Source organism: Streptomyces sp. NPDC050997 (assembly GCF_040660135.1).
In the GTDB taxonomy this organism is placed as follows: domain Bacteria; phylum Actinomycetota; class Actinomycetes; order Streptomycetales; family Streptomycetaceae; genus Streptomyces.
In genome coordinates, this window is sequence record NZ_JBFAGK010000004.1 from 58,464 (window position 1) to 83,921 (window position 25,458).

24 protein-coding genes and 2 pseudogenes are annotated in these 25,458 nt (G+C 71.4%); 15 read left to right on the top strand and 11 right to left on the bottom strand.

Features of this window, described 5'->3' with window-relative positions:
- Positions 1-23: 23 nt before the first annotated feature.
- Entirely contained in the window at positions 24-764 is a 741-nt protein-coding gene (locus AB0H86_RS10220; RefSeq protein ID WP_362435450.1) for an SDR family oxidoreductase, read from the top strand.
- Positions 765-862: 98 nt separating this feature from the next.
- On the opposite strand, the gene AB0H86_RS10225 is transcribed toward AB0H86_RS10220, so the two are convergent.
- From AB0H86_RS10225 to AB0H86_RS10235, 3 genes are all read right to left on the bottom strand, one after another.
- A complete protein-coding gene (locus tag AB0H86_RS10225) occupies positions 863-1,042 on the bottom strand; it encodes a hypothetical protein (protein ID WP_362435453.1) in 180 nt (59 codons plus the stop codon).
- 128 nt (positions 1,043-1,170) lie between these two features.
- On the bottom strand, positions 1,171-2,046 hold the full coding sequence (locus AB0H86_RS10230) for an undecaprenyl-diphosphate phosphatase (RefSeq protein ID WP_362435455.1): 876 nt from the start codon (positions 2,044-2,046) through the stop codon (positions 1,171-1,173).
- A 152-nt stretch (positions 2,047-2,198) separates the two neighbouring features.
- Positions 2,199-2,672, bottom strand: coding sequence for a helix-turn-helix domain-containing protein (locus AB0H86_RS10235; RefSeq protein WP_362435458.1), 474 nt, complete (start codon positions 2,670-2,672; stop codon positions 2,199-2,201).
- Between the two features lie 119 nt (positions 2,673-2,791).
- Here AB0H86_RS10235 and AB0H86_RS10240 point away from each other — a divergent pair, with 119 nt between their 5' ends.
- Complete coding sequence (locus tag AB0H86_RS10240; RefSeq protein ID WP_362435461.1) at positions 2,792-3,961, top strand: thiolase family protein; 1,170 nt, start codon at positions 2,792-2,794, stop codon at positions 3,959-3,961.
- A 45-nt stretch (positions 3,962-4,006) separates the two neighbouring features.
- On the opposite strand, the gene AB0H86_RS10245 is transcribed toward AB0H86_RS10240, so the two are convergent.
- Entirely contained in the window at positions 4,007-4,795 is a 789-nt protein-coding gene (locus tag AB0H86_RS10245) for a VTT domain-containing protein (RefSeq protein ID WP_362435464.1), read from the bottom strand.
- Positions 4,796-5,104: 309 nt separating this feature from the next.
- On the opposite strand from AB0H86_RS10245, the gene tuf reads away from it, so the two are divergent.
- Both tuf and AB0H86_RS10255 read left to right on the top strand, forming a co-directional pair.
- Positions 5,105-6,280 carry an elongation factor Tu gene (gene tuf / locus AB0H86_RS10250; RefSeq protein WP_362435467.1) on the top strand — a complete coding sequence of 392 codons (1,176 nt, stop codon included), beginning with the start codon at positions 5,105-5,107 and terminating at the stop codon, positions 6,278-6,280.
- A gap of 144 nt (positions 6,281-6,424) precedes the next feature.
- Positions 6,425-7,270, top strand: coding sequence for a fused MFS/spermidine synthase (locus AB0H86_RS10255; RefSeq protein WP_362435470.1), 846 nt, complete (start codon positions 6,425-6,427; stop codon positions 7,268-7,270).
- A 33-nt stretch (positions 7,271-7,303) separates the two neighbouring features.
- Here AB0H86_RS10255 and AB0H86_RS10260 read toward each other — a convergent pair whose 3' ends face one another.
- Entirely contained in the window at positions 7,304-8,305 is a 1,002-nt protein-coding gene (locus tag AB0H86_RS10260) for a hypothetical protein (protein ID WP_362435472.1), read from the bottom strand.
- A gap of 184 nt (positions 8,306-8,489) precedes the next feature.
- Here AB0H86_RS10260 and AB0H86_RS10265 point away from each other — a divergent pair, with 184 nt between their 5' ends.
- The gene (locus tag AB0H86_RS10265; protein WP_362436449.1) at positions 8,490-8,927 is read left to right on the top strand and encodes a DUF4442 domain-containing protein; all 438 of its coding nucleotides are present in this window, start codon (positions 8,490-8,492) and stop codon (positions 8,925-8,927) included.
- A gap of 160 nt (positions 8,928-9,087) precedes the next feature.
- Here the strand turns inward: AB0H86_RS10265 and galU are convergent, their stop codons facing one another.
- Positions 9,088-10,047: a UTP--glucose-1-phosphate uridylyltransferase GalU gene (gene galU / locus AB0H86_RS10270; RefSeq protein WP_362435474.1), complete on the bottom strand. Its 960-nt coding sequence runs from the start codon at positions 10,045-10,047 to the stop codon at positions 9,088-9,090.
- Between the two features lie 412 nt (positions 10,048-10,459).
- Between galU and AB0H86_RS10275 the strand changes: the two genes are divergently transcribed.
- A complete protein-coding gene (locus AB0H86_RS10275) occupies positions 10,460-12,370 on the top strand; it encodes an RICIN domain-containing protein (protein ID WP_362435476.1) in 1,911 nt (636 codons plus the stop codon).
- 188 nt (positions 12,371-12,558) lie between these two features.
- Positions 12,559-13,209, top strand: coding sequence for a DedA family protein (locus tag AB0H86_RS10280; RefSeq protein ID WP_362436450.1), 651 nt, complete (start codon positions 12,559-12,561; stop codon positions 13,207-13,209).
- A 110-nt stretch (positions 13,210-13,319) separates the two neighbouring features.
- On the opposite strand, the gene AB0H86_RS10285 is transcribed toward AB0H86_RS10280, so the two are convergent.
- Positions 13,320-13,847 (bottom strand): gamma carbonic anhydrase family protein, encoded by a 528-nt coding sequence (locus AB0H86_RS10285; protein WP_362435478.1) that lies wholly within the window; start codon positions 13,845-13,847, stop codon positions 13,320-13,322.
- A gap of 107 nt (positions 13,848-13,954) precedes the next feature.
- Here AB0H86_RS10285 and AB0H86_RS10290 point away from each other — a divergent pair, with 107 nt between their 5' ends.
- The 3 genes from AB0H86_RS10290 to AB0H86_RS10300 all read left to right on the top strand — a co-directional run bounded on the left by AB0H86_RS10290 (position 13,955) and on the right by AB0H86_RS10300 (position 16,264).
- Positions 13,955-14,719 carry an acyltransferase gene (locus AB0H86_RS10290; RefSeq protein WP_362435480.1) on the top strand — a complete coding sequence of 255 codons (765 nt, stop codon included), beginning with the start codon at positions 13,955-13,957 and terminating at the stop codon, positions 14,717-14,719.
- Positions 14,720-15,101: 382 nt separating this feature from the next.
- On the top strand, positions 15,102-15,674 hold the full coding sequence (locus AB0H86_RS10295) for an XRE family transcriptional regulator (protein ID WP_362435483.1): 573 nt from the start codon (positions 15,102-15,104) through the stop codon (positions 15,672-15,674).
- 32 nt (positions 15,675-15,706) lie between these two features.
- Positions 15,707-16,264 carry a YbaK/EbsC family protein gene (locus AB0H86_RS10300; protein WP_362435485.1) on the top strand — a complete coding sequence of 186 codons (558 nt, stop codon included), beginning with the start codon at positions 15,707-15,709 and terminating at the stop codon, positions 16,262-16,264.
- 9 nt (positions 16,265-16,273) lie between these two features.
- Here AB0H86_RS10300 and AB0H86_RS10305 read toward each other — a convergent pair whose 3' ends face one another.
- On the bottom strand, positions 16,274-17,380 hold the full coding sequence (locus tag AB0H86_RS10305) for a cation diffusion facilitator family transporter (RefSeq protein ID WP_362435488.1): 1,107 nt from the start codon (positions 17,378-17,380) through the stop codon (positions 16,274-16,276).
- Between the two features lie 61 nt (positions 17,381-17,441).
- On the opposite strand from AB0H86_RS10305, the gene AB0H86_RS10310 reads away from it, so the two are divergent.
- On the top strand, positions 17,442-17,801 hold the full coding sequence (locus AB0H86_RS10310; protein WP_362435490.1) for a metalloregulator ArsR/SmtB family transcription factor: 360 nt from the start codon (positions 17,442-17,444) through the stop codon (positions 17,799-17,801).
- A gap of 19 nt (positions 17,802-17,820) precedes the next feature.
- Here the strand turns inward: AB0H86_RS10310 and AB0H86_RS10315 are convergent, their stop codons facing one another.
- Together AB0H86_RS10315 and AB0H86_RS10320 are read right to left on the bottom strand one after the other, a co-directional pair.
- The gene (locus AB0H86_RS10315; protein WP_362435493.1) at positions 17,821-19,041 is read right to left on the bottom strand and encodes a 4-hydroxybenzoate 3-monooxygenase; all 1,221 of its coding nucleotides are present in this window, start codon (positions 19,039-19,041) and stop codon (positions 17,821-17,823) included.
- 37 nt (positions 19,042-19,078) lie between these two features.
- Positions 19,079-19,486 (bottom strand): CoA-binding protein, encoded by a 408-nt coding sequence (locus tag AB0H86_RS10320; RefSeq protein WP_362435496.1) that lies wholly within the window; start codon positions 19,484-19,486, stop codon positions 19,079-19,081.
- Positions 19,487-19,659: 173 nt separating this feature from the next.
- Here AB0H86_RS10320 and AB0H86_RS10325 point away from each other — a divergent pair, with 173 nt between their 5' ends.
- From AB0H86_RS10325 to AB0H86_RS10340, 4 genes and pseudogenes are all read left to right on the top strand, one after another.
- Complete coding sequence (locus AB0H86_RS10325; RefSeq protein ID WP_362435499.1) at positions 19,660-20,424, top strand: hypothetical protein; 765 nt, start codon at positions 19,660-19,662, stop codon at positions 20,422-20,424.
- A complete protein-coding gene (locus tag AB0H86_RS10330) occupies positions 20,421-20,963 on the top strand; it encodes a histidine phosphatase family protein (RefSeq protein WP_362435502.1) in 543 nt (180 codons plus the stop codon). The genes AB0H86_RS10325 and AB0H86_RS10330 overlap by 4 nt, the downstream gene beginning before the upstream one ends.
- Positions 20,964-21,016: 53 nt before the next feature.
- The gene (locus AB0H86_RS10335) at positions 21,017-21,643 is read left to right on the top strand and encodes a YigZ family protein (RefSeq protein ID WP_362435505.1); all 627 of its coding nucleotides are present in this window, start codon (positions 21,017-21,019) and stop codon (positions 21,641-21,643) included.
- An 84-nt stretch (positions 21,644-21,727) separates the two neighbouring features.
- A pseudogene (locus AB0H86_RS10340) lies at positions 21,728-21,925 on the top strand (ABATE domain-containing protein); the annotation flags it as partial.
- Positions 21,926-22,110: 185 nt separating this feature from the next.
- Here the strand turns inward: AB0H86_RS10340 and AB0H86_RS10345 are convergent.
- Positions 22,111-25,403, bottom strand: a pseudogene (locus tag AB0H86_RS10345) (GH92 family glycosyl hydrolase).
- Positions 25,404-25,458: the final 55 nt, after the last annotated feature.

Sequence of the window (25,458 nt, forward strand, 5' to 3'; positions counted from 1 at the left end):
GGCCAGGAGCGCAGGAGGTTCTCATGGCACGTCCCGTCACGGTTGTCACCGGTGGCAGCAGGGGGATCGGGGCCGCGACCTGTCTGCGGCTCGCGGCGGACGGGCATGACGTGGTGGTGGGCTACGTCCGGGACGCGGCCGCCGCCGAGGCGGTGGCGGACGGGGTACGGAACGCCGGGCGTCGGTGTGTCGCGGTGCGGGTGGACACCTCGGTCGAGGCGGAGGTCGACGGGCTCTTCGGCGTGGCGGAGGAGCGGCTCGGGCCGGTGACGGGGCTGGTGAACAACGCGGGTGTGACCGGTCCGTTGGGGCGGCTCGCCGACGCGGAACCGGTGGATCTGCGTCGGGTCGTGGACGTCAACCTGCTGGGCACGCTGCTGTGTTCACGGCGGGCGGCGCAGCTCATGACGGCCCGGGGGAGCGGAGTGATCGTGAACCTGTCGTCGGCCGCCGCGACCCTCGGGAGCCCGGGCGACTATGTCCACTACGCGGCGACCAAGGCCGCTGTCGATGCTCTGACGGTGGGCCTGGCCAAGGAACTCGGGCCGGACGGAATCCGGGTCAACGCGGTCGCGCCCGGAATGATCGACACGGAGATGCACGCGACGATGGGCGACCCGGACCGTGCGCGACGGGCGGCCGGCACGATTCCGTTGCGGAGGCCGGGGCTGGCCGAGGAGGTCGCGGCGGCCATCGCGTGGCTGATGTCCGCGGACGCGTCGTATGCGGCGGGAGCGGTGTTGCGGGTGTCGGGCGGGCGGTGAGTGAGGGGGCGTGGACGGAACGGGCCCGGTCGTCGAACGGGCCCGGCAGTCGGGCGAGTTCGGCAGCGGAGCCCGCGTGGGCGTCACTCCCGTCGGTCTCAGGCCGCTTCGACGATCTCCTCGCGGATCGCGGCCGCCCATTCGACCACCAACAGCTCGTACTCCGCGCGCTCCTGGGTCGAGAGGGTGCCGCCCGCGCGCATCCAGAGGGACCGGATCTGCTCGTTCAACTCGGCAGCAGACCGCACGGAACCAGGAGCCACGGTATCGAGGGACATGCGCACAAGCGTAGGGGCAAGCACTGACAGTCCGCTACCGGTCGGCTACCCATCCCGTATGTGGTTGGTCACTGATCTCGCGTCATCGCCGCCGGAACGTCCGGGTGAGTGGGGAGAGTTGGCGGCTGTCAGCCCGAGGACTCGGCCGCGTGCGGGCTCAGGGAGCCCGTGGCGACCAGGGCGATGATGACGATGCCCAGGGCGATGCGGTACCAGACGAACGGCATGAAGCTCTTCGTCGAGATGAACTTCATGAACCATGCGATGACGGCGTAGCCCGTTCCGAAGGCGATCACCGTGGCGAAGATCGTCGGGCCCCAGGAGATGTGGTCGCTCTCCATCGCGTCCTTGACCTCGAACAGGCCGGAGGCGAGCACCGCGGGGATGGCGAGCAGGAAGGAGTAGCGGGCCGCGGCCTCGCGCGTGTAGCCCATGAACAGGCCGCCGCTGATGGTGGCCCCGGAGCGGGAGACGCCCGGGATCAGGGCGCAGGCCTGGCAGAGGCCGTAGATCAGGCCGTCCTTGACGCTCAGGCTCTCGATGGTCTTGCGCTGCTTGGGCGTCCGGTGCCGGCCGCCGGTCTCGTCGCGTGCCGCGAGCCGGTCGGCGATGCCGATGATCACGCCCACCACGATCAGCATCGTCGCGGTGATCCGCAGATCGCGGAACGGCCCCTCGATCTGGTCCTTGAGCGTCACCCCGAGCACACCGATCGGGATCGAGCCGACGATGACGAGCCAGCCCATCTTCGCGTCGTGGTTCGCGCGCATCTCCTTGTTGGCGAGCGAACGCGTCCACGCGGAGATGATCCGCCCGATGTCCTTGCGGAAGTAGATCAGCACCGCGGCCTCGGTGCCGATCTGGGTGATCGCGGTGAAGGCGGCGCCGGGATCCTCCCAGCCCGAGAAGGCCGCCGTCAGGCGCAGATGCGCGCTGGAGGAGACGGGGAGGAACTCGGTCAGCCCCTGGACGAGTCCGAGGATGAGGGATTCAAACCAAGACATGAAGTTACGGAGTCCAAGCGCTGATCGTGGTGAGGAGCGACGGGCACACCGAGCCGCCGGGCGCGGTGATCAGGTGATCACATGTGTCGAGGGGCAGCGTAGCGTCCTGAAGTGACAGCCCCGGCACAGGGGTTTGGAAGTGACAGCGCGTGCTACGGAGCCGTCGGGCCCGTCACCGTCCAGCCCGGCGTCTGCGGGTGGGCCGCCAGGTCCTCGTGGCGGACCGGATCCCCGCAGGCCCGGCAGGTCACGACCGGGAGCAGTTCGTTGCCGCAGATGTGCTCGATCACCATCGGACGGTCGTCATCGTGGCGGAGATGGCGGTCGCCCCACGCCATCAGGGTCATCAGGACCGGCTCCAGCTCCAGCCCCGCCCGCGTCGGCCGGTACTCGAAGCGCTGCGGCCGCTCGCTGTAGGCCCGCTTGGTCAGGATCCCGGCGTCCACGAGCCGGCGCAGCCGGGTGGCGAGGATGTCGCGCGGGGCGCCGATGTTGCGCACCAGCTGGTCGAAGCGGCCGTTGCCGAGACACACCTCCCGCAGGACGAGCAGGGAGTACTTCTCCCCGACGAGCGCGAGAGCGTCCGCGATCGAGCAGGGACGTGCGGGGGCTTTGGGGGCGGCCATGGGGCTCAGTCTAGGGGGAGGGTTTGCTTCTCCAACCCTCAGAGGGTTTGATTTTCCAACTCTCCGGGTTATGGTGAGTTCGGATTTCCTACTCACCGGTAATCGTGGAGGCCGGCACCATGCGCGACGCAGTGATCGTCGAAGCCGTACGCACCCCCGTGGGCAAGGGCAAGCCGAACGGAGCCCTCGCGCACATCCACCCCGTGGAACTCCTCGCGCACACCCTGCGCACCCTCGTCGAACGGTCGGGCGTCGACCCGGCACTCGTCGACGACGTCATCGGCGGCACCGTCGACCAGGTCGGCGAGCAGGCCATGAACACCACCCGCTACGCCGCCCTGTCGGCGGGCTTCCCGGAGGCCGTCCCCGCGACCACGGTGGACCGCCAGTGCGGCTCCTCCCAGCAGGCCGTGCACTTCGCGGCCCAGGGCGTCATCGCGGGCGCGTACGACATGGTCGTCGCGTGCGGCGTCGAGTCCATGAGCCGCGTACCGATGTGGTCGAACGTTCCGGCCGGCAAGGATCCCTTCGGCCCCGGGGTCGCCCGGCGCTACCAGGAAGGGCTCGTCCCGCAGGGCATCAGCGCCGAGCTCATCGCCGCCAAGTGGTCCCTCACCCGCGACCGGATGGACGCCTTCGCGGTCTCCTCGCACCGGAAGGCCGCCGCGGCCTGGGACGCCGGCCTCTTCGACGCCGAGATCGCACCCCTGGACGGCGTCTCGCGGGACGAGTGCGTACGGCCGGACAGCACCACCGAGATCCTCGCCGGCCTCAAGCCCGCGTACCACGACCCGGACTTCGCCGAACGCTTCCCGCAGATCGAGTGGAACGTCACCGCGGGCAACGCCAGCCCCACCAACGACGGAGCCTCGGCCGTGCTCATCACGTCCGGCGAGACCGCGGCCCGTCTGGGCCTGCGCCCGCTCGCCCGGCTGCACAGCTTCGCCGTCACCGGATCAGACCCGGTCCTCATGCTCACCGGCGTCATACCGGCGACCGAGAAGGTGCTGCGCAGGGCGGGACTGGCCCTTGACGACATCGACCTGTTCGAGGTCAACGAGGCGTTCTCCAGCGTGGTCCTGGCCTGGCGGCAGGAGACCGGCGCCGACCTGGCCAAGGTGAACGTGCACGGTGGCGCGATCGCCCTCGGGCACCCGCTCGGCGCGAGCGGCACCCGGCTGACGACCACCCTTGTGCACGCGATGCGCGAGCGCGGCGCCCGCTACGCCCTGCAGACGATGTGTGAGGCGGGCGGACTCGCCAACGCGATGATCCTGGAGTCCGTATAGCCCGGTAACCCCGTTACCCGGTGGCCCGGTTACAGGGCCACCGGGCTATCGCACGCCGCGCAACTGGTGACGCTTGCGCCAGGCGATCGTCGCGCCCACCAGCGCCGGCAGCGCGATGCAGGCCATCGCGATCAGGAAGGCCGGTGACGTCGGCGTCGAGGCACGGGCGCCCGCGACGACGTACGCGGCGGTGTTCGGGATCGAGCCGAGTCCCGTGGCGACCAGGAACGGGACGTAGCCCATGCGGGAGACGGCCGCGCAGTAGTTGGCGGCCCAGAACGGCACTCCGGGGAACAGTCGCGCCGCCAGCATCGAGCGGAAACCGTGTCGGCTCAGCTGCCCGTCCGCGGCCCTCAGCCATCGTCCCCGCAGCAGCGGGCGTAGCGCGTCCTGGCCGAGTATCCGGCCCAGGCCGAAGGCGATGCCCGCGCCGAGCACCGTGCCCGCGAGAGCCGAGCCGATCCCGAACTGGGAGCCGAAGAGCGCGCCCGCCGCCAGGTTCAGCAGGGGGCGGGGCACGAAGGCGACTGTGCACAGCCCGTACGCCACCGCGAAGACGACCGCCGCCGCGGCTCCGCCGAGCTGGGGTGGCCAGCCGTCCGCCAACAGCCGCTGTGGCTCGAACAGCAGCACCGTCGAGGCGGCGCCGGCGAGCAGCGCGACGAGCAGGGACAGGCGGGACCACGGCGACAACAGCACTCTTGAACAGCGCGCGCTGAGGCCCACCGGCCCGGGGGCGGTGGTGACGAGCTCCGTGGCGAGGGCGAGCTCCGTGAGGTCGGCCCGGGGAGAGGCCGTGGCGGTGCCCCCAGAGCGGGTGGTGGCATCGGGCATTCTGCGACGGTAACCGACGGGCGTGTGTGATCGTCGTATGGATCCGGTCCGTTGTGCGGTTCGACCCCGCCGAAAACCATTCGACGTGGGACAACGCGTCGGCAATGATCTGCGTCATGTTCCGGTACGCCTTCCTCCTCGCAGCATCCGCCGTCGCGGATGCGCCGAAGGCTGCCGTTCCTTTCTTCCCGGCCGCTGTCGACGGCGCTCGAAGCTGACCCTCTCCGGATCGTCCGGCGGACCCCGCAGGGGGAGGGTCGGCAGGTTCTCGGGGTCCCATCACCTACGCAGAGGCTTCGAGGTACCGCCATGTCCAAGACGGCGTACATCCGCACAAAACCACACCTGAACATCGGCACGATGGGTCATGTCGACCACGGCAAGACCACCCTGACCGCCGCCATCACCAAGGTCCTGGCCGACCGCGGATCCGACAGCGGCACCCGCTACGTGCCGTTCGACCGGATCGACCGGGCGCCGGAGGAGGCCGCGCGCGGCATCACCATCAACATCGCGCATGTCGAGTACGAGACCGACACCCGCCACTACGCGCACGTCGACATGCCGGGCCACGCCGACTACGTCAAGAACATGGTCACCGGCGCCGCGCAGCTCGACGGGGCGATCCTCGTCGTCTCCGCGCTCGACGGGATCATGCCGCAGACCGCCGAACACGTGCTGCTGGCCCGGCAGGTGGGCGTGAACCACGTCGTCGTCGCCCTCAACAAGGCCGACGCGGGCGACGAGGAGCTCATCGACCTCGTCGAGCTGGAGGTGCGCGACCTGCTCACCGCGCACGGCTACGGCGGCGACGCGACGCCCGTCGTACGGGTCTCGGGGCTCAAGGCCCTGGAGGGGGACCCGCGGTGGACGGCCTCGGTCGAGGCGCTGCTCGACGCGGTCGACACCTATGTGCCGATGCCCGAGCGGTATCTCGACGCGCCGTTCCTGTTGCCGGTGGAGAACGTGCTGACCATCACCGGGCGGGGGACCGTGGTGACCGGCGCGGTCGAGCGGGGGACGGTGCGGGTCGGCGACCGGGTCGAGGTGCTCGGCGCGGGCGTGGAGAGCGTGGTGACCGGTCTCGAGACCTTCGGCAAGCCGATGGAGGAGGCTGAGGCCGGCGACAGCGTGGCACTGCTGCTGCGGGGAGTTCCGCGGGACGCGGTGCGGCGGGGGCATGTGGTCGCGGCGCCGGGGAGCGTCAGCCCGAGTCGTCGGTTCACGGCCGAGGTGTATGTGCTGTCGGGGCGTGAAGGGGGTCGTACGACGCCTGTCTTCACCGGGTACCGGCCGCAGTTCTACATCCGTACGGCGGATGTCGTCGGGGATGTGGACCTGGGCGAGGCGGCGGCGCGGCCCGGGGAGCGGGTCGCCATGACCGTCGAGCTGGGGCGGGACCTTCCGTTGGAGCCGGGTCTGGGATTCGCGATCCGTGAAGGCGGTCGGACCGTCGGGGCGGGGACCGTGACGGCCGTTCTGTGAGGGTGGCTCATGTGGGTGGGGGGCCGCGGGACCGTTGTGGCTGGTCGCGCCCAAGCGGCGGAGCGCAAATGGACCCGGTCCCCGGCCCCTTGGGGCGCGTCCGTGCGGGCGTGGCAGCGAGGTTCCACCGGCACAATGGATCTCGTGAACGAATCCGTCCCCGTCTTCCGTGCCGTCGATCACGGCGCCGCCAAGCTCATGCCCGACATCGATCGGGAGCGGGCTTGGCTGTTGACCGTCGACGGGGCGCCACAGTCGTACGTCGATCTGGACGCCCCGGAGCATCTGGAGTTCGAGTACACGCGCCGGCTCGGGCATGTGCTGGACGTCGTGGCGGAGTCGGGGCGGCCGCTCGATGTGCTGCATCTCGGTGGGGGTGGGCTCACCCTGCCCCGGTATGTCGCCGCGACGCGGCCCGGGTCGCGCCAGGACGTCGTGGAGGCCGACCGGGGGCTGCTGGAGCTGGTCGCCGAGCATCTGCCACTGCCGGAGGGCGCGGATGTGACGGTGCACCCGGCGGACGCTCGGGCCTGGCTCGAAGCCGCGCCGGACGACTCCGCCGACGTCCTGGTCGCCGACGTCTTCGGCGGGTCACGGGTTCCCGCGCATCTGACGTCGGTCGCCTACGCCCGGGAGGCCGTACGGGTACTGCGCGACGCCGGCGTCTACCTGGCGAACCTTCCCGACGCGGCGCCCTTCGCGTTTCTCCGGTCCCAACTGGCCACGCTCGGCACCGTGTTCGCCGAGCTCGCGCTCATCGCCGAACCCGGTGTGCTGCGCGGGCGACGCTTCGGCAACGCGGTGCTCGTCGCGTCGCACCACCCCGTGGACACGGCCGCCCTGGCCCGGCGCACCGCCGCCGACGCCTTCCCGGCGCGGGTCGAACACGGGCCCGGGCTGCGGGAGTTCATCGGCGGGGCCCGACCGGTGCGGGACGAGGACGCCGTACCGTCACCCGAACCCCCTGACGGAACGTTCGGTATCGGGTGACCCCAGGGCGGGCGTTCGCGTCGTGCCGGGGGCTCAGCCCGTGGGATCCCCGTGCAGCCGTACCGTGCTGAGGATCTTCATGATGGTCTCCTTGGAAACCTCTTCCTTGACGCCCTTGGCGCCGTAGAAGTTCCACGACACGAAGTCGTCGGCCGAGTTCTTGAAGCCGAAGGAGATCGCCTTGCCGTCGGTGACGCACTTGCCCGTCGCCGGTGTGTTGGTCGACGAGGCCCAGGAGTAGCTGCCCTTGATGCCCGACGCGGTCGTGTAGGGCGTGGCTTTCTTCGCGACGGTGATGCTCTTCTTGTCCGGCTGGGTGTACCCGCCGTAGACCCACCAGGCCGGGTTGTTCAGCGCGATCTCGTCGGTGTCCTTGGCGCCGTTGGCACCCTTGGTGCCCGTCGCGGCCAGGGACATGGTGTCGGTCCGGCCGTCCTTGTCGTCGTCGGACTCGCACCAGTTGGACTTGAGGATCGCGGGCGCCGACATCGTGATGATCGGCTTGACGTCGTCGGACTTCTCGTCCTCGAAGGCGACCGCCGAGGTCGGGGACCGCACCTCCCAGTCCGCCGGCACGTCGAACGCCGTGCCCCACTTGGGATTGACGACGATCTTCCAGCCCGCCACGGTCGCCTTCTCGGCGTCACCGCCGCGCGGGTCGTCCTCGGACGGGGAGGTGGACGCGCTCGGCTCCGTGGACTTGCTCGTCGACGGCTTGGCGTCCTTGCCGCCGTCCGCCTCGTCGTCCTTGTCCCCGCCCAGCACCAGGAAACCGGTCACGCCGGCCGCCACGACCACCGCGAGGGCCGCCACGATCGCGACCACCTTGGTCCGATTCCCGCCACCACCGGACGGCGGCTCGGGGGAGCCCACCGGTGCCGGAGCACCCCACTGCGGTTGTTGCGGATAGGGGTTGGGCTGCTGGAATCCGGGCTGCTGGTACGGATTCGGCTGCTGGTACCCCGGCTGCTGGTACGGGTTGTTCTGCTGCTGCGGGTTCTGCTCGCCCCCGGGCGGCTGCTGTCCTGGCCACATGGGCAGCCACCCTAGTGCCGCCCGCGAAACGATTCGGTCACTACCCCTTGTCAGGGACGTAGCAAATCAGCGCTCGTCCGTGGGTTCGCAGCCCCCCAAGGGCCGCGAGAATACGGCGATCACCCGGCAGCCCTGGTCACCGCTGGCTACTCATGGGTAACATGCCGGTATGAGCGCAGATCAGATGTCGATCGGCGAGATGCTCGCCGCCACCGTGCCGATGGTCCGGACCCTGAACCTGGAGTATCTGGAGACCACTCCGGAGAAGGCCGTGCTGGCCCTTCCGGACCAGAGTGAGTACCGCAATCACGTGGGCGGGCCGCATGCCGGCGCGATGTTCACGCTGGGGGAGTCGGCCAGCGGGGCGATCGTGATGGCGGCCTTCGGGGACCAGCTCTCTCGGGCCGTGCCGCTTCCGGTGACCGCCGAAATCGCGTTCAAGAAGATCGCCCTGGGGCCGGTCACGGCCACCGCGACGCTCGGGCGTCCCGCCGCCGAGGTCGTCGCCGAGCTCGACGAGGGCAAGCGGCCGGAGTTCCCGGTGACCGTCGCCATCCAGCGGGAGGACGGAGCCGTGACGGGGGAGATGACGGTGATCTGGACGCTGCGGCCCAACGGCTGAGCGGCACCCGAACGTACGCGGCCACGCAGGCGGTCACACGTGCGTCGCCACCCAGGCGGTCACACGTACGCAGCCATCAGTCAGTCAAACGTACGCAGCCCCGGTCGGTGCCTGACCGACCGGGGTTCTCGTCGCGCCGTCCGGCCGTTTCGTCGCCGCGTCAGGCCGCGAACCGGCGGCCGTCGGCGGTCCCGCCGCTCTCCAGGCTCGCGACGAACTCCTTGAGCCAGGCCGTGAATTCGGGACCGAGATCCGGGCGGTCGCAGGCCAGCCTGACCACCGTGCGCAGGTAGTCCGCCTTGTCGCCGGTGTCGTAGCGCAGTCCGTCGAAGACCACTCCGTGCACCGTGCCGCCCGTGGCGAGTTCCTGAAGGGCGTCGGTCAGCTGGATCTCGCCGCCGCGGCCGGGCGGGGTGCGCTCCAGGGTGTCGAAGACGGCGGGGTCGAGGACATAGCGGCCGATCACCGCGTACGCGCTCGGCGCGTCCTGCGGCGAGGGCTTCTCGACCAGGCCGGTCACCCGGACGACATCGTCCTCGCCGGTCGGTTCCACGGCCGCGCAGCCGTAGAGGTGGATCTGCTCGCGGGGTACCTCCATGAGGGCGACCACGCTTCCGGCGTACTGGTCGCGGACGTCGAGCATCCGGTCGAGCAGGGTCTCGCGCGGGTCGATCAGGTCGTCGCCGAGCAGGACCGCGAACGGCTGGTCGCCGACATGGCGGCGGGCGCAGAGCACCGCGTGGCCCAGGCCCAGGGGCTCGCCCTGCCGGATGTGGTGGATGTTGGCCAGGCGTGCCGGGTCGCGCACCGCGTCCAGGCGTACCGCGTCGCCCTTGGCGGCGAGTGCCTGCTCCAGTTCGAAGGCGTGGTCGAAGTGGTCCTCGATGGCCCGCTTGTGCCGACCGGTGACCATCAGCACGTCGTCGAGCCCGGCCGCGGCGGCCTCCTCGACGACGTACTGGATGGCCGGCTTGTCGACGACCGGCAACATCTCCTTCGGCGTCGCCTTCGTCGCGGGGAGAAAGCGGGTGCCGAGACCGGCGGCCGGGACGACCGCCTTGCGGACCGTGCGGACCGTGCGGGCGGAGGCGGGGGTGGAAGTCGTGTGGGGGACGATCATGGGGCACAGGGTGGCGTACGCGGATGAGAGTCCCCCGGGAGAACGCTCTGAGTCCGCTGTGGGCCGGTCCCGGAAGTTGGAGATTTCGTGTGCCAACGGGCGTGCGGCGCACACAACTTGGCGGGCCGTTCCGGTGCCATTCGAATACGGGTGCTGATACCGCCGGTAACTTTTCTGAAATTACCGCGTTTCGAACATGGGTCACTCGAACTTCTTGTTTCCCGTGCGTCAATTGTGCGAAAGTGAGCGGCCCTGCAGTCCGACCGTTCGGTATCCGACCTGACCGAGCGGCCGACCGGCCGACCCGACCGATCCGCATCCGTTGCGGCATAGGTATGCACCAATCAGGCACCTGCTTTCCCGCGGACGCGCATTCGCCATGCCGTCCTGCGGCTTGGAAGGAAATGGTTCAGTGCAATCCCCACACCCACCCCGTCCCCCTTATCCGCCCCGGCCCGGAGCGAGCCCCGGGGAGTCCGACCGTGAACTCCTCGCCAGGCTGGGCGGGGCCACCCCGGACACCCGCGCCGTCGCGCTGCTGATGGCCCGGCACTGGCGGGCGGCCCACGACTACGCGGCCATCTGCCTGGCCTCCTCGGCTGATTCGGCGTCCACGGCGACCGCCGCCGCGTTCCACCGGGTACTGGGACGGGCGGGCGCCGGTGCCGTACGGCCGCAACTCCTCGCGGCCGTACGGGACACCGTGAGGGAGTGGGCCGCGGACGACACCATTTCCGCCGTGCTGCCGGAACTCCGCAAAACGACCGGAGCTCGTGGTCTACGCGCGGCGAGGTCGGCAACCCCCGAAAGGCGACAGCTCGCCGAGCGCGCATTCCGGGCTCTTCCGGGAGCCTCCCAATGCCTGCTGTGGCACACCGAGGTGGAGGCCGAGCCCATATCCGTTCCGGGCGCTCTGCTCGGGGTGGACGCGGCCCGGGCGACGACCGCGCTGGAGCAGGCCCGTGAGGAATTCCGCACGGGCTGCGTACGGGCGCACCGGGAACTCGCGCCCACCCGCGAATGCCGCTTCTACAACCGTCTCCTCGACATCCCGATTCGTCGCGGCGGAGATCTGCTGCCCGATGTGCAACGGCATCTGGCGGCCTGCCGCTACTGCCGTCAAGCCGCCGAACAGCTCAGCCATTTCGAGGGCGGCCTGGAAATGCTGCTCGCCGAGACCGTGCTGGGCTGGGGTGCCCGCCGCTATCTCGACTCGCGGCCCGGCCGTGCCGACGCCCAGGAGGCGCGACCCGTGCGCCCGACCGCACGAGCGAGGACCGGCGGCCGGCACCGTCCGGCGTCGACCGGTCCGTTCGCCCCGGCCCGCAGGCACCCCAAGGCGGTGCTCGTGGGCGTGGGTGTCATGTCCCTGGCGCTGCTCGCGACCGTACTCGTCACCCGGAGTTGGTCCGACGGCGGCGGCGCCCCGCGGCCCGACACCACCTGGGGAATGGTGAGCGGCAACTCCGTCTCGCCGGGGCTCTCGGACGGCTCGTCGAACACCGGATCGCCCTCCGCCGCCCACGTCGGAGACTCCGTCGAGGTGGGGCGCGGCAGGCTCCGCAACACGGACGCCGGCCTCTGTCTCGACCTGCGCGGCGGCCGCACCGACGACGGCATCGAGACCGTCCTCGTGGAGTGCTCGTCGGCCGGCTCACAGTTGTGGTCGTACCAGGACGACGGGTTGCTGCGCTCCGTCGTCGCCCCGACCCGCTGCCTCGATGCCGACGCCGACCACGACACCGTCGTCCTGGCCGACTGCGTGGTGCACGCCGGCGAGGTGCGCTACGACCTCACCGTGCGCGGCGAACTGCTGCTGCGCCGGGGCGACGGGCTGCTCGTCGCCCCGGGACGGGACCGGACCGTGGTCGTCGCCGACCGGAACGGATCCGCCGGGCAGCGGTGGGTGCTGGAAGCCGGGAGCGGCGGCACCGGGACCACGCGGGGTCAGGGTCTGCCGGGCAGCGATGCTCAGGGCGGCGGTCCGCCCGCGCCGCCGCCCGCGTCGCCGCACGCCTCGAAGTCGGCCCCGGCGTCAGCCGGCGAGAACTCCCTGCGTGGGGCCCCCGGGCAGCCCGTGCAGCCCGGGCCCCCCGCGGCACCCCACCGCGATCCGTCTCCGCCGGCCGACGTCGGGCCGGGGGCTCCGACGGGGCACTACCAGACCCGGGCCGCCCAGGTCGGCTGCTGCGACGAGCCCGCGCCGGCGGCTCCGGCCGAGGGGGCGGGCACGCGCGTGGGTCACGTCGTGGCCGGCGTCGTGGGTGACACGGCGTCGGCCGCCGGCCCGGTCACCGCCGGCCTCGCGTCCGTTCTCCACTGATCCTCGCCCCGTACAGAGGTGATGGTGCGCGCGGGTGGCTGGTACGGGGCTGCCGTGCGACTGGCAGGGAACCGGGGGTTCCCGGTGACCCGGTAGGCTTCCTGGCGTGCGTCCGGCAAGGGCGTACGCCGGGAATGCGCGAAGGCGCACGCCGGGGGAAGCAGGACGCGATTCGGGAGGAACCGGCGTTGCACGTCCAGGACTGGCTCGACACTGTGCCCGCGGCAGCCGTCTACGCCCTCGTGGGACTGGTCATCGGCCTGGAGAGCCTGGGCATCCCGCTGCCCGGCGAGATCATCCTGGTGTCCGCCGCGCTGATGTCCTCGCAGCACGCCGGCATCGACCCGGTGATCCTCGGCGCCTGCGCCAGCCTCGGCGCGATCATCGGCGACTCCATCGGCTACGCCATCGGCCGCAAGGGCGGGCGTCCATTGCTGGCCTGGCTCGGCGGGAAGTTCCCCAAGCACTTCAGCGAGGGGCACATCGCCACGGCCGAGCGGTCCTTCGAGAAGTGGGGCATGTGGGCCGTCTTCTTCGGCCGTTTCGTCGCCCTGCTGCGGATCTTCGCGGGACCGCTGGCGGGCGTGCTGCGGATGCCGTACTGGAAGTTCCTGATCGCCAACGTGTTCGGCGGCATCCTGTGGGCGGGCGGCACGACCGCCGTCATCTACTACGTCGGGATCGTCGCGGAGTCGTGGCTGAAGCGGTTCTCGTGGCTGGGCCTGGTGGCGGCGGTGCTGGTGGGGCTCACGTCGATGCTGGTGCTGAAGCGCAAGGCCAAGAAGGCGCAGGTCGCTCCGCGGGACGCCGAGGTGGAGACGGTGTCCGCCGCCGAGTGATCTCGGGTGCGGGCCGCCGCCGGCCGACCGTGCCCATGCGGCACGGTCGCGTAGCGACACAACAGGGCGACGAAACGGCCGAAGAATCCGCGCCCCTTGGTCGGGCCGACCTACTCGTGGGCTTCCCGGTGCGCCTTCGCCAGGTCCGCGTAGAGCGTTCCGTTCAGGGTGACTCCCTGGCGCTCCTCCTCCGACAGCTCACGCCGCACCTTCGCCGGGACGCCGGCCACCAGTGAACCCGGCGGTACGTCCATCCCCTGCGGCACCAACGCCTGCGCGGCGACCAGTGAACCCGCCCCGATCACCGCGCCGTTGAGCACGGTCGCGCCCATCCCGATCAGACAGTCGTCCCCGACCGTCGCTCCGTGGACCACGGCGTTGTGACCGACCGAGACCCGCTCGCCGATGGTCACGGGGAAACCGGGGTCGGCGTGCAGCGTGCAGTTGTCCTGGATGTTGCTCCGCGCTCCGACGGAGATCCGCTCGACATCGCCGCGCACCACCGCGCCGTACCAGACGCTCGCGCCCGCCTCCAGTGTCACGTCCCCGATCACCGAGGCCGTGGGGGCCACGAACGACTCCTCGTGGATCTTCGGTTCCCTGCCGCCGATGCCCGTGATCAACGCCTTGTGCGCCATAGCCCTCTCCTCGTCGTCGCCATCTGGGCACCGTAGCCCACCCGGTGGGGTGAAGATCACAGGCCTTCGGAGCCTTGGGTGCACGTCACGCTGAGTACGGTGAGCGGGTGCCGAAGCGCAAGAACACGTTCTCATCATGGCGGCGTCGCGCCGTGCAGCGAGCCCTGCACGCGGGCTGGGCCTGGGTGCAGCGCACCGGCTCCGTCACCGCCGAGCGTCCGGGCCGCTTCCGCTTCGGCGCCCTCGGCACGGGCACCCGGCTCGCCTTCCCCCTCGGCACGGTCTTCGGCGAACCCTGGATCAAGCTGGGCGCCCACTGCATCGTCGGCGAGCAGGTCACCCTCACCGCCGGTCTGATGCCCGACCTCGACCTCGGCCCGGACCCGATCCTGCGCATAGGGGACGGGGTGGTCCTCGGCCGGGGCAGCCATGTCATCGCGGACACGACGGTCACCATCGGCAGCGACTGCTACTTCGGGCCGTACGTCTACGTCACGTCCACCAATCACTCGTACGACGATCCCCACGAGCCCATCGGCAAGCAGTGGCCGCGGATGGAGTCGGTCGAGATCGGGACCGGCTGCTGGATCGGGACCGGTGCGGTGATCCTGCCGGGCGCACGGATCGGACGGAACGTCGTCGTGGCGGCCGGTGCCGTCGTGCGCGGTGTGGTGCCCGACCACGCCGTGGTGGCGGGCGCTCCGGCGCGGGTCGTACGGCGCTGGACTCCCGCCGACGGCTGGCAGCCGCCGCTGCGGACACCGCCCCCGGTGCCGATCCCCGCGGGCGTCACTCCGGAACAGCTGCTGGCGCTCGCCGAACTGGACGAGGCGGACGTGGCCAGGCTCGCGGAGCTGGACGCGGAGGCCTAGGGCCTGTCGTTTGGATCAGGCTGCAGGAAAGCAGCGGTGCTTCCTGGCCGACCTGAGCGGGGTGTGGTGCGTGCAGCTGCAAGGCGGAGGAGGGCGTCGATGCGGAGCATCGGCAACCGACGACAACGCGGCAGATGTGCGTGCCACACCCCGCGTCTGCGGCGTGATCCAAACGACAGGCCCTAGGGGTCGCGGACTCGGGGTGATCCGAACGGCACCCCCTGGCCAGGGCGCACGAGAAACAGGCCGGTGACCGTCGTCGACCCCTCCGTGATCAACGCGAGCTGTCACGGGCCACCTCGCAGTACAGTTCGGTGAACGATCGGGTGCACCACCCTAGTTCAGTAAAATAAACCCTGTTATTCAAAATATTGGACGGAATGTGTCGGACCTCGACCTGCTGACCCAGTCCCTGGCGCGCACCGTCAAGCACTGGCGCTCGGTGCGCGGATTCACTCTGGACGTGCTCGCCGCCCGGGCCGGAGTCAGCCGCGGCATGCTCATCCAGATCGAGCAGGCCCGTACCAACCCCAGCCTCGGCACGGTCGTGAAGATCGGTGACGCGCTCGGCGTCAGCATCACCACCCTGCTCGACTACGAGCAGGGCCCCAAGGTCCGGGTGGTCCCCGCCGACCGGGCGGTTCGGCTCTGGTCCACCGACGCCGGCAGCTACAACCGGTTGCTCGCGGGGACCGAGGCTCCCGGCCCGCTGGAGATGTGGGACTGGCGGCTGATGCCGGGGGAGAGCAGCACGTCGGACCCGCACCCCGCCGGCACCGTCGAACTGGTCCATGTCACGGCGGGCGAGCTGACGCTGAGCGTCGACGGCGTGGACCACCGCGTCCCGGCGGGCGCGAGCGCCACCTTCGAGGCCGACACCCCCCACACCTACGGCAACCAGGGCGACGCCCCGATGGAGATGGTCATGGCCGTCTCGGTCCCGCCGGTGCGCTGAGCGGGCCCGGGCAGCCCTGTTAGCGTGCGGTCATGGACGCACCCATCGGACACTTCGACCACGCCACGCCCGCCCCGGACGCCCTCGACGAGCTGATTCGTCCGGTCGCCGAGGCGGTACGCCACTGGAGCGGCAGCGTCCCCGCCGACCAGATCGTCTACGTCGACACCGACCCCCGGTGGGCCGACACCGCCGTCTTCGTGGAGCGATACGGCCGCGAGCTGCTGGAGCAGTCGGCGAACTGCGTGGTCGTCGCGGGCAAGCGCGGCGGCGAGAGCACCCTCGCCGCGTGTGTCGCGCTGTCCACCACCCGGGTCGACGTCAACGGTGTCGTCCGCCGCCGACTCGGCGCCCGCAAGGCCTCGTTCGCCTCGATGGACACGGCGACGGGGGAGACCGGCATGGAGTACGGAGGCATCACCCCGATCGGACTGCCGGACGGCTGGCCGCTGTTGGTCGACTCGGCCGTCGTCGACCTGCCGTACGTCCTGGTCGGCAGCGGACGCCGGCGCGGCAAGCTGCTCGTCCCGGGGAAGGCGTTCGCCCAACTGCCGGGCGCGGAGGTGCTGGAGGGGCTGGGGGTCGTCTGACCTCGGAGGTCAGGCCGTGGCGTGGTGGGCCAGGGGCAGATGCGGATCCGTCTCACCCGGCACGGGCGCCGGATCGGCGTGCACCAGCGCTGCCGTGAGCCGTGGCACCGCGTGCAGCAGGGCGTGCTCCGCCTCGACGGCGACGGCGTGCGCCTGACGTACCGTCGTCTCGCCGTCCACGACGACAGCCACCTCGGCGCGCAGCCGGTGCCCGATCCACCGCAGCCGCAACTCGCCCACCCCGCGCACCCCTTCGACCTCCCGTACGGACCGCTCGGCCCGGTCCACCAGGGCCGGGTCGACGGCGTCCAGTACGCGCCGGAACACCTCGCGCGCCGCGTCCCGCAGGACCAGGGCGATCGCGGCGGTGATCGCCAACCCCACGATCGGGTCGGCCAGTTGCCAGCCGAGGGCGGATCCACCCGCCCCCAACAGCACGGCCAGGGACGTGAATCCGTCCGTGCGGGCGTGCAGTCCGTCCGCGACCAGGGCGGCCGAGCCGATGGAACGGCCGACCCGGATCCGGTAGCGGGCCACCCACTCGTTGCCCGCGAAGCCGACCAGCGCGGCCACCGCGACCGCCGGGACGTGCGTGACCGGGCGCGGGTCGAGCAGCCGGTCGATCGCCGCCCAGCCGGCGAAGGCCGCGGACGCGGCGATCGTCAGCACGATCGCGATGCCCGCCAGGTCCTCGGCCCGGCCGTAGCCGTACGTGAAGCGCCGCGTCGCCGCCCGCCGGCCCAGCACGAAGGCGATGCCGAGCGGTACGGCGGTCAACGCGTCCGCGGCGTTGTGCACCGTGTCGCCGAGCAGCGCCACCGACCCGGAGACGGCCACCACGACCGCCTGCGCCAGGGCTGTCGCACCGAGCACCCACAGGGAGACCCACAGGGCGCGCATACCGCGGGCCGAGGACTCCAGTGCGGAGTCCAGCTTGTCGGCGGTCTCGTGGGAGTGGGGGGCGAGCAGGTGGGCCAGGCGGAGGCGGGAGGAACGGGAGGGGGCGTGGTCGTGCGGGTGCGGGTGGCCGTGCCCGGGCGGCTGGTCGTGCGCATGTCCGTGTTCGTGTCCGTGGTCGTGCCCGTGCTGGTGTCCGTGGTCGTGCAGGTCGCTCACGTGGCTCCCCTTCCGGTGCGAGGGAGTGGACGCATGACGCCCACCACGCCATTATGTGCGTATGAGCGCACGCATGCACCTATCACCTGCGCATCATGCGCACCCGCGCACCCCCGGCGAGGAGCAGTTCGCGCTGGCCGCCGAGCTGCTGGCCCTGCTCGGCGACCGCACCCGGCTCACGCTGCTGCACGCCCTGACGGCGGGCGAGGCCGATGTCACGACGCTCACCGAGGCGTGCGGTGCCGCGCGGCCCGCCGTCAGCCAGCATCTGGCCCGGCTGCGGCTGGCCGGCCTGGTCCACACCCGCAAGGAGGGGCGCCGGGTGGTCTACGCACTGCGCGACGGCCATCTGCGCCGCCTTCTGGACGAGGCGCTGAACGTGGCCGACCACCGGATCGGCGACCGTCCGCCGCACGACTGACCCACACGCGGGAGCGGGATCAGCAGGCGGGGGCCGTGCCGAGGTACTGCTCGGCGAAGGCCGCCGCGGCGGCGGGGGAGGTGAACAGGCGCCGGAGCCGGGCGAAGGTGGTGCCCGCGCGGTACGCGTCGCCCGACGAGGTGCCGTGGTACACCTCGGACAGCCACTGCGAGAACTCCTGGTAGTCCCACACCCGTCGCAGACACGCCTCCGAATAGCCGTCCAGGCCGGTCTCCTCGTCCTTCGTGAGGTACGCGACGAGCGCGTCGCCGAGCAGGAAGGCGTCGTGCAGGGCGAGGTTCATGCCCTTCGCGGCGATCGGCGCGGTCAGGTGGGCGGCGTCCCCGGCGAGGAAGAGCCGGCAGAACACCATGGGTTCCACGACGTAGCTGTGCATGTCGAGGACACGCTTCTCGATCAGCCGCCCCTCGGTCAACGGCCCGGTGCCCGTCGCCGCGAGGCGCTGCTGGAGCTCGGACCAGACGCGGTCGTGGGACCAGTTCTCCGGGTCGTCGCCCGGCGGGCACTCCAGGTAGTAGCGCGTCACCTCGGGGCTGCGGGCCATGTGCCCGGCGAAACCGTTCGGATGGATGCCGAACACGACACAGTCGTCGGACGGCGGTGCCTCGGCCAGCAGCGCGAGCCAGCCCGTGCCGTAGTCGTGCCGGGAGATCCGCGCGGTGTCGGGCAGAGCGGCCCGCGTCACGCCGCGGGCCCCGTCGCAGCCCGCGACGAAGTCGCACCGGACCTCCTCGCGTTGCCCTGTCTCCGCGTCGACGTACGACACCGACGGCTGGTCCGTGTCCAGGTCGTGCACCCGCACGTCCCGCACGCCGAACCGGATCGCCCCGCCCCGCACGTCCGCGTACTCGCGCACCAGGTCGGTCACCAGCAACGGCTGCGGATAGAAGTAGTGGTGATGTTCCGTCAATTCGGTGTAGGAGAGGCGGAATCGCTCTCCCGCGAACCGGAACTCGCACTCGGTGTGCAGCCGCGCCCGTTCCAGCAGGGTGTCGGCTAGGCCGCGTTGCTCAAGGCCGCGCACCACCCGCTCCTCCAGCACGCCGGCCCGGGGCCGCTGCTCGATGAACTCGCGTGTCTCGGTCTCGATGACGAGACAGTCGACGGACGCGGCCCGCAGGATGTTGCCGATGGTGAGACCGGCGGGACCGGCGCCCACGACGACGACCGGAAAGCGTTGCTGTCCGCCGGTGTTGGGGTGGGGGGTGGGTGAAGTCACCCGAACATTATGTCGGCGGCCCGCGGGGGGCGGGGAGTCAGCCCAGGCGGGGAATCTCGATGGCGGGGCAGCGGTCCATGACCATCGCCAGGCCGGCCTCCCGGGTGCGGTCGAACGCGGCCTCGTCGACGACGCCGAGCTGGAACCACACCGCGCCGGCACCCTTCGCCACCGCCTCGTCGGCGACCGCTCCGGCGAGGTCGCTGTTCACGAACACGTCGACGACGTCCACGTCGAAGGGGATGTCCGCGAGGGAGGCGTACCCCTGCTCGCCGTGCACGGTCTCGGCCTTCGGGTGGACCGGCACGACACGTTTGCCGTAGCGCTGCAGCACCTCGGCCACGCCGTACGCGGCGCGCCGCCGGTTCGACGACAGGCCCACCACGGCCCAGGTGTCACCGAGCTCGGTGAGGATCTTGCGGACCGTTGCCTCGTCGCCGTACACGGTGGGTCTCCTCGGGGCTCGCGGAAGGGGCGGCATAGGGGGCAACAGCGCACGGTTCCGCGTGATTCCCCGCCGCCGGGACGGCTCGCCGGGCCCGGTCCGACCGGCGCCGGTTTGAACGTCTGTTCGGTTACGCGGTGGCGCGGTCCGGTCCGCGCGCCTACGCTCAGCCCGTGCTGCGCATCATTGACGCCCGGACCGGCGAGCCCGTCGACGCCGCCCCCGCCCGCCGCGGTCTGACCCGGGTCGAGGCCCACGCGGTGGGCCACGACACGACCGCCCTGCGTGTGCTGCTGGTCGCCGACGTCCTCGTCCGCGCCCTGGAACTGGGCGGCACACCGGTCTGGGCGCTGCTGAGCGGCCGAGGGGAGCATCCGGAACTGAGAACGGGCGCCGCGGCCCTGGGCATCCGGCCCTTCGAGGACAACCGGGCGTCCGGCACCGGTCTGGGCGAGGCGCAGGTGCTCAGCGTGGTGGGCGGGACGGACGCCCAGGACGCGGCGGGTACCGGGACGGACCCCGACCCCGCGCTCCTCCCACGCGGCGTCCGGGTCAGCGTCGCCCCCGCCGACCCGGCGGCCACCGGGATTCCCGAGGGCACCGACCCGACCGTCGTCCGTCTGGCGCTGCTCTCCCTGAGCCGAACCGCGCCCGTACGGCTCGACGCGGACGCCCTGGAGGAGGCCCGGGGCACGCTCGTACGGTGGCGGCGCGCGGTCGCCGACTGGGCACGGCAGCCGTCGCGGGCCATCCCGGAGGACGTGCGCGGAGAGCTGCGTGCCGCCTGGGAGAACGACCTGGACGTGCCCGGTGTGCTCCAGGTCCTGCGCCGGGTGGAGACCTCCGAGCTGGCGGAGGGCGCCCGCTTCGAGACGTATGCCTACGCCGACCGGCTGCTCGGCCTCGAACTCACCCGCGACCTGGGAGCCCCGGCATGACCGCCCGGGCGGGCGCGGGCCCGCTGCGCCACCTGGTCGTGCTGCGGCACGCCAAGTCCGCCTGGCCCGAAGGCGTACCCGACCACGCACGCCCCCTTGCGCCGCGTGGCCGCCGGGACGCCCCGGCCGCCGGCCGTGCGCTCGCCGAGGCCGGCCGGCTGCCCGACCTCGCCCTGTGCTCCACCGCCGTACGGGCCCGCCAGACCTGGGAACTGGCCTCCGCGCAGTGGGACACACCGCCGCCGGTGCGGTTCGACGACGGGGTGTACGCGGCCGACGTACCCGAACTGCTGGACGCCGTGCGGGCCGTGCCCGTCGAGGTCGACACGCTGCTGCTGGTCGGGCACAACCCCGGACTGGAGGAGCTGGTCCTCGAGCTCGCCGGGGACGGCCTCGACGACACGCTGGACCAGGTCGGCGTGAAGTTCCCGACCTCGGCGATCGCCGTGCTGGCCTGGCGCGGCACGGACTGGCGCGACCTCGCCCCGGGGACGGCCCTGCTGACGAACGTGATCGTGGCCCGGGGCACCACCCCCTAGCTGCCCGGCACCGCGCCGACGGGGCCGGGTGAGGGTGCGCCTAGGCTGGCCCGATGCAGGACGAGTACCGCACCGTCGCCCGCGCGGGTGTGCACGAGACCGAGGTCAACCGCTCCCGCTTTCTGTGCGCCCTCGCCCCGGCGGCCACCGAGCAGGAGGCCCAGGACTTCGTCGCGGGCCTGCGCAAGGAACACGCGGACGCCACGCACAACTGCTTCGCGTACGTCATCGGCGCCGACGCGGGGATCCAGCGGGCGAGCGACGACGGCGAACCCGGCGGCACCGCCGGCGTCCCCATGCTCCAGATGCTGCTGCGCCGCGACATGCGGTACGTCGTCGCCGTCGTCACCCGCTACTACGGCGGCGTCAAGCTCGGTGCGGGCGGCCTCATCAGGGCGTACGGCGGAGCGGTCGGCGAAGCGCTCGACACCCTCGGCACGATCACCCGCCGCCGGTTCCGTCTCGCCACGGTGACGGTCGACCACCAGCGGGCGGGCAAGGTGCAGAACGACCTGCGGTCCACCGGGCGCGAGGTGCGGGACGTGCGCTACGGCGAGGCGGTCACGATCGAGATCGGGCTGCCGGACGCCGACGTGGCCGCCTTCCGGGCCTGGCTGGCCGATGCCACCGCCGGGAGCGCCGGGTTCGAACTGGGGGGAGAGGCGTACGGGGACGCGTGACGGTGCGCGGCCGCAGGCCTTAGCGGTCGCGCAGTCGTCCGCCTCGATCACGGCGTCGGGCCGGCACGTTGTGGCCGATGCCCTGCGCGGGCCGTGCTCAACGGCGCGGCCCGCGAGCCCTCCGCGACGCCGCAGCTCAGCGCCGCGGGCCGGTGGACGGCGGCGACCCCCGAGGAGGGGCTGTCGACCGTGGCGAGGCTCGCCGTCGAACTTCTCGGCGGCCCCGACGTGCCGCTGCTCAAGGAGTGCGGCAATCCGGAGTGCACCCGCGTCTACATCGACCCGCGGCCATGGCGCCGTGCACGGCGGCTCCGAGCCGCTTGGGCCCTTGCGGGCGCGGCCGGTGCGGGACTTGTCGGGGCGTCTCGGAGCCGGCCGCCTTGCCGCGTCGCATCCGGACGGTGGCGATCACCGGCCGGGAGCTGTGGGTGTTGGGGACGGCTCCGACGGCTGCCTCCGCAAGTCGCCTACGACAGCGTGATCGCGTACACCTCGACCCGCGGATCGTCCGGCAGCGTCAACGAGCGCATCACCTTGGCGTCGTCCAGCTTGATGGAACTGCCGAACAGCCGTACCGGCGGCCCGTCGACGCCTTGGCCGGCCTTGATCCGGTGGGGCATGTCGAGGACGACGGTGCTGCCGTCGGGGGTCGACCCGGCCCAGTCACCGACCTTGAGCGGGAGCTCGGCGCCGCTGCCGTCGGCGTATCGGACGGTCAGCCCGGTCGTCACCGGCCCGTTGTGCGATGCCGCCACCAGGCGCAGGGTGCCGTGGCTGCGGGCGGGCACGAGCAGCGTCTGGCCGCGCGCCTCGACGAAGTTCGTGGCGGTCCCGGTCGGATCCGGTGCCTCGTACTTCACGCCGTCCCAGGTGACAGGGCCGGCGGCCGGAAGCAGGCCGGCGTCGTAACTCCAGCCGGATCCGTCGAAGTCACCCTGGCCGGGGTTGTCCGTGGTGGCCGTCCCGTCGTGCGTCATGTCCCTGCTCAGGTCCACTGCGCACTGCTTGTCCGTGGCTGTCGCACACTCCGCGGCCGGGCGCACCTCGACGGTGGCGTCCCGGGTGACGCGGCCCGCTCCCTTCGCCTCGACCGTGAAGCGCACCGGGTAGGACCCGGTGGCGGTGCCGGGGGGCACGGTCACCTCCACGGACACCGTCTTCTGGACGGGCAGGTGCAGGGACCGGATCCGCAGCGGTGAGCGCGGAGTTGTCGTCACCTGCCAGCCGGTGGGCGCCTCGGCCGCCAACGACGTCCGCAGCTCACCAGGGGCCTGGCCGAGGACGTCCAGGGTCAGGTGGGCGGTCTGATCCGTGTCGCCGACGGGGACGACGTCGGAGGAGCTCCGCAGGGACGCGTCCAGGTGCCGTCGGCCGTCGGCGTCCGCCTGGTTGACCGACGGCGGCTGGGCACCCGCACCGGTACCCCAGCCCGACGGCGTCGCACCGAGCCGGTGGACCAGGGTGCCGCCGTGCGAGACCTTGTCCCAGTCCAGCCATGTGCGTCGTACGTCCCGGCCGTCGAACGACGCACGCTGTACGTACCGGTTGGTGTCGCTCGCCCCCGGCGCGTCGATCGTCAGTGTGCCGCCCTGCCGCTTCCCGTACCGGCCGATCGTGATGGCCGCCGACTCGAACTGCGGGCTGGACAGCGCCAGGAAGTCGCCGCCGCTCATCGTCGGGTAGAGGCCGAGTGAGGAGAACACGTACCAGGCCGACATGGTGCCCAGGTCGTCGTTGCCGGTCATGCCGTCGGGCCCGTTGGTGAACAGCGTCATCGCGGCGCGCACCACGGTCGCCGTCTTCGCCGGCGCGCCCGCCCACAGGTACATGTAAGGCGCGTGGAGATCAGGCTCGTTGTTCGGGTTGTAGGTCGGCTTGCCGTAGTAGTCGTACGGCTGAGAGATCCAGTCCTCGCGCGCCGTGCCCGCCGGGTCGGTGAGCAGCTTGTCGTAGGCGAAGAAGGAGTCGAGCCGCTTCTCCGTGGCCTTCCGGCCGCCCATCAGCCCGACGAGACCGGCGGGGTCCTGCGGCACAAGCCACTGGTACTGGTACGCGCCGCCCTCGTGGAACTGGTGGCCCGCTTCGACCGGGTCATACGGTGTCATCCACGTACCCGCGGTCGTGCGGGGCCTGAACTGGCCGATCGTGGAGTCCCACAGATTGCGGTACCACTGGCCGCGGGCCGCGAAGGTCCGTGCGTCGGAGCCGTGCCCGAGCCCCCTGGCCATCAGGGCAAGTGACGCGTCCGCCGCCGCGTACTCCAGGGTCGCCGAAGCCGGGTGGGTGCAGTCGTTGTCGCCGCCCTTGTCCGCGCAGTCCTTGTTCAGCTCCAGGCCGGAGGGGATGTAGCCGCGCGTGCTGTATGGGTCCACGGCGGAACGGCCGTTGTACGGGGAGTCGGCGGGCGGGGTACTGGTCGCGTTCTTCTTCAACAGCGCGTAGGCCTCGTCCTCGTGCCCGGCCAGCAGGCCCTTCGACCATGCCTCGACGAGGAACGGTGTCACGGGGTCGCCGGTCATGATGTTGGTCTCGCTGTTGGCGAGGGCCCACCGGGGCAGCCACCCGCCGTCCTTGCCGATCGCGAGGACCGACAGCGCGACGTCCCGGGCGACGCGTGGCTCCACCATCTCCAGCAGCTGGTTCTGCGGCCGGTAGGTGTCCCACAGCGACAGGTTCTGATAGGGCGTGAAGTCGGAGGCGGTGTGCACCGCGCCGTCGAACCCCGTGTAGCGGCCGTCCACGTCACCGGCCAGGTTCGGGTGCAACTGGGCGTGGTAGAGGGCGGAGTAGAACACCTTCCGCCGGTCCTGAGACCCTCCGCCGATCTTGATCGAGGAGAGCTGCTTCTCCCAGGTGGCGCGCAACGCGGCGCGCGTGGCGTCGAAGTCGTACGAGTCCCCGGTCTCCTCCGCGAGGTTCTTCCGGGCACCGTCCATACCGGTGTACGACAACCCCACCTTCACGACGGCGTCCCGGTCGTCGGTCGCGTCGAAGGTCACCCAGGCACCATTGCCGCCCTCCCCTTCGGCATCGCGCGTGCCCGGCTTGGGTGTTGAACCGCGCCAGGTGCCGTGATCCTTGAAGGGCCGGTCGAAGGTGGCGGTGAAGTAGACGGTGTGCTTGTCCTTCCCGGCACAGAACCCTCCGGCACGCATCCGCCCCTCCACCGTGCGGTCTCCGACCACGTGCACCTCGGAGTCGAACACGTTCTGGTTGGCCTTGCCGGTGTTGAACAGCACATTCGCCGCGCCGGTGGCCGGGAAGGTGTACCGCTGCCAGCCGGTGCGCTGCGTGGCGGTCAGCTCGGCATCGATGTCGTACGTCGACAGACCCACCCGGTAGTAGCCGGGGGTGGCTCCTCGTCGTCGTGCGTGAACGTGGAGCGGTACGTGTCCGGGTTCACGCTGTCGACCGCGCCGGTGGTCGGCATGATGGGCAGCTCTCCGGAGACACCGCAGCCGACTCCGGAGAGGTGGGTCTGGCTGAACCCGTGGATTTTGTCCTGCTGGTAGTCGTATCCGCCCTGGCCGCCGGTGTCCGGGCTGACCTGGACCATGCCGAACGGGGCGGCGGCCCCGGGGAAGGTGTTCCCGAAGTTCTGGGTGCCGATGAAGGGATTCACCAGTGCGGCGGGGTCGGAGACCGGCTCCGCGGCGGCCGCTACGGGCGGAAGTACACCCCCGAACAGCAGGCCCGGTATGAGCAGGCTGACGCCCACAGCCATTGCGCGGGCCGTTATCCGTCTGACGGAAAGCCGCATCGGGCAGACCTCCTTGACAACGTTGTCTCAGATGGGACAGACCGCGAACGTGCCA

Coding starts and splice junctions, on each gene's coding strand:
- AB0H86_RS10220 (WP_362435450.1), top strand. CDS start 24: ATGGCACGTCCCGTCACGGTTGTCACCGGTGGCAGCAGGGGGATCGGG.
- AB0H86_RS10225 (WP_362435453.1), bottom strand. CDS start 1,042: ATGTCCCTCGATACCGTGGCTCCTGGTTCCGTGCGGTCTGCTGCCGAG.
- AB0H86_RS10230 (WP_362435455.1), bottom strand. CDS start 2,046: ATGTCTTGGTTTGAATCCCTCATCCTCGGACTCGTCCAGGGGCTGACC.
- AB0H86_RS10235 (WP_362435458.1), bottom strand. CDS start 2,672: ATGGCCGCCCCCAAAGCCCCCGCACGTCCCTGCTCGATCGCGGACGCT.
- AB0H86_RS10240 (WP_362435461.1), top strand. CDS start 2,792: ATGCGCGACGCAGTGATCGTCGAAGCCGTACGCACCCCCGTGGGCAAG.
- AB0H86_RS10245 (WP_362435464.1), bottom strand. CDS start 4,795: ATGCCCGATGCCACCACCCGCTCTGGGGGCACCGCCACGGCCTCTCCC.
- tuf (WP_362435467.1), top strand. CDS start 5,105: ATGTCCAAGACGGCGTACATCCGCACAAAACCACACCTGAACATCGGC.
- AB0H86_RS10260 (WP_362435472.1), bottom strand. CDS start 8,305: ATGTGGCCAGGACAGCAGCCGCCCGGGGGCGAGCAGAACCCGCAGCAG.
- AB0H86_RS10265 (WP_362436449.1), top strand. CDS start 8,490: ATGTCGATCGGCGAGATGCTCGCCGCCACCGTGCCGATGGTCCGGACC.
- galU (WP_362435474.1), bottom strand. CDS start 10,047: ATGATCGTCCCCCACACGACTTCCACCCCCGCCTCCGCCCGCACGGTC.
- AB0H86_RS10285 (WP_362435478.1), bottom strand. CDS start 13,847: ATGGCGCACAAGGCGTTGATCACGGGCATCGGCGGCAGGGAACCGAAG.
- AB0H86_RS10300 (WP_362435485.1), top strand. CDS start 15,707: ATGGACGCACCCATCGGACACTTCGACCACGCCACGCCCGCCCCGGAC.
- AB0H86_RS10310 (WP_362435490.1), top strand. CDS start 17,442: ATGAGCGCACGCATGCACCTATCACCTGCGCATCATGCGCACCCGCGC.
- AB0H86_RS10330 (WP_362435502.1), top strand. CDS start 20,421: ATGACCGCCCGGGCGGGCGCGGGCCCGCTGCGCCACCTGGTCGTGCTG.
- AB0H86_RS10335 (WP_362435505.1), top strand. CDS start 21,017: ATGCAGGACGAGTACCGCACCGTCGCCCGCGCGGGTGTGCACGAGACC.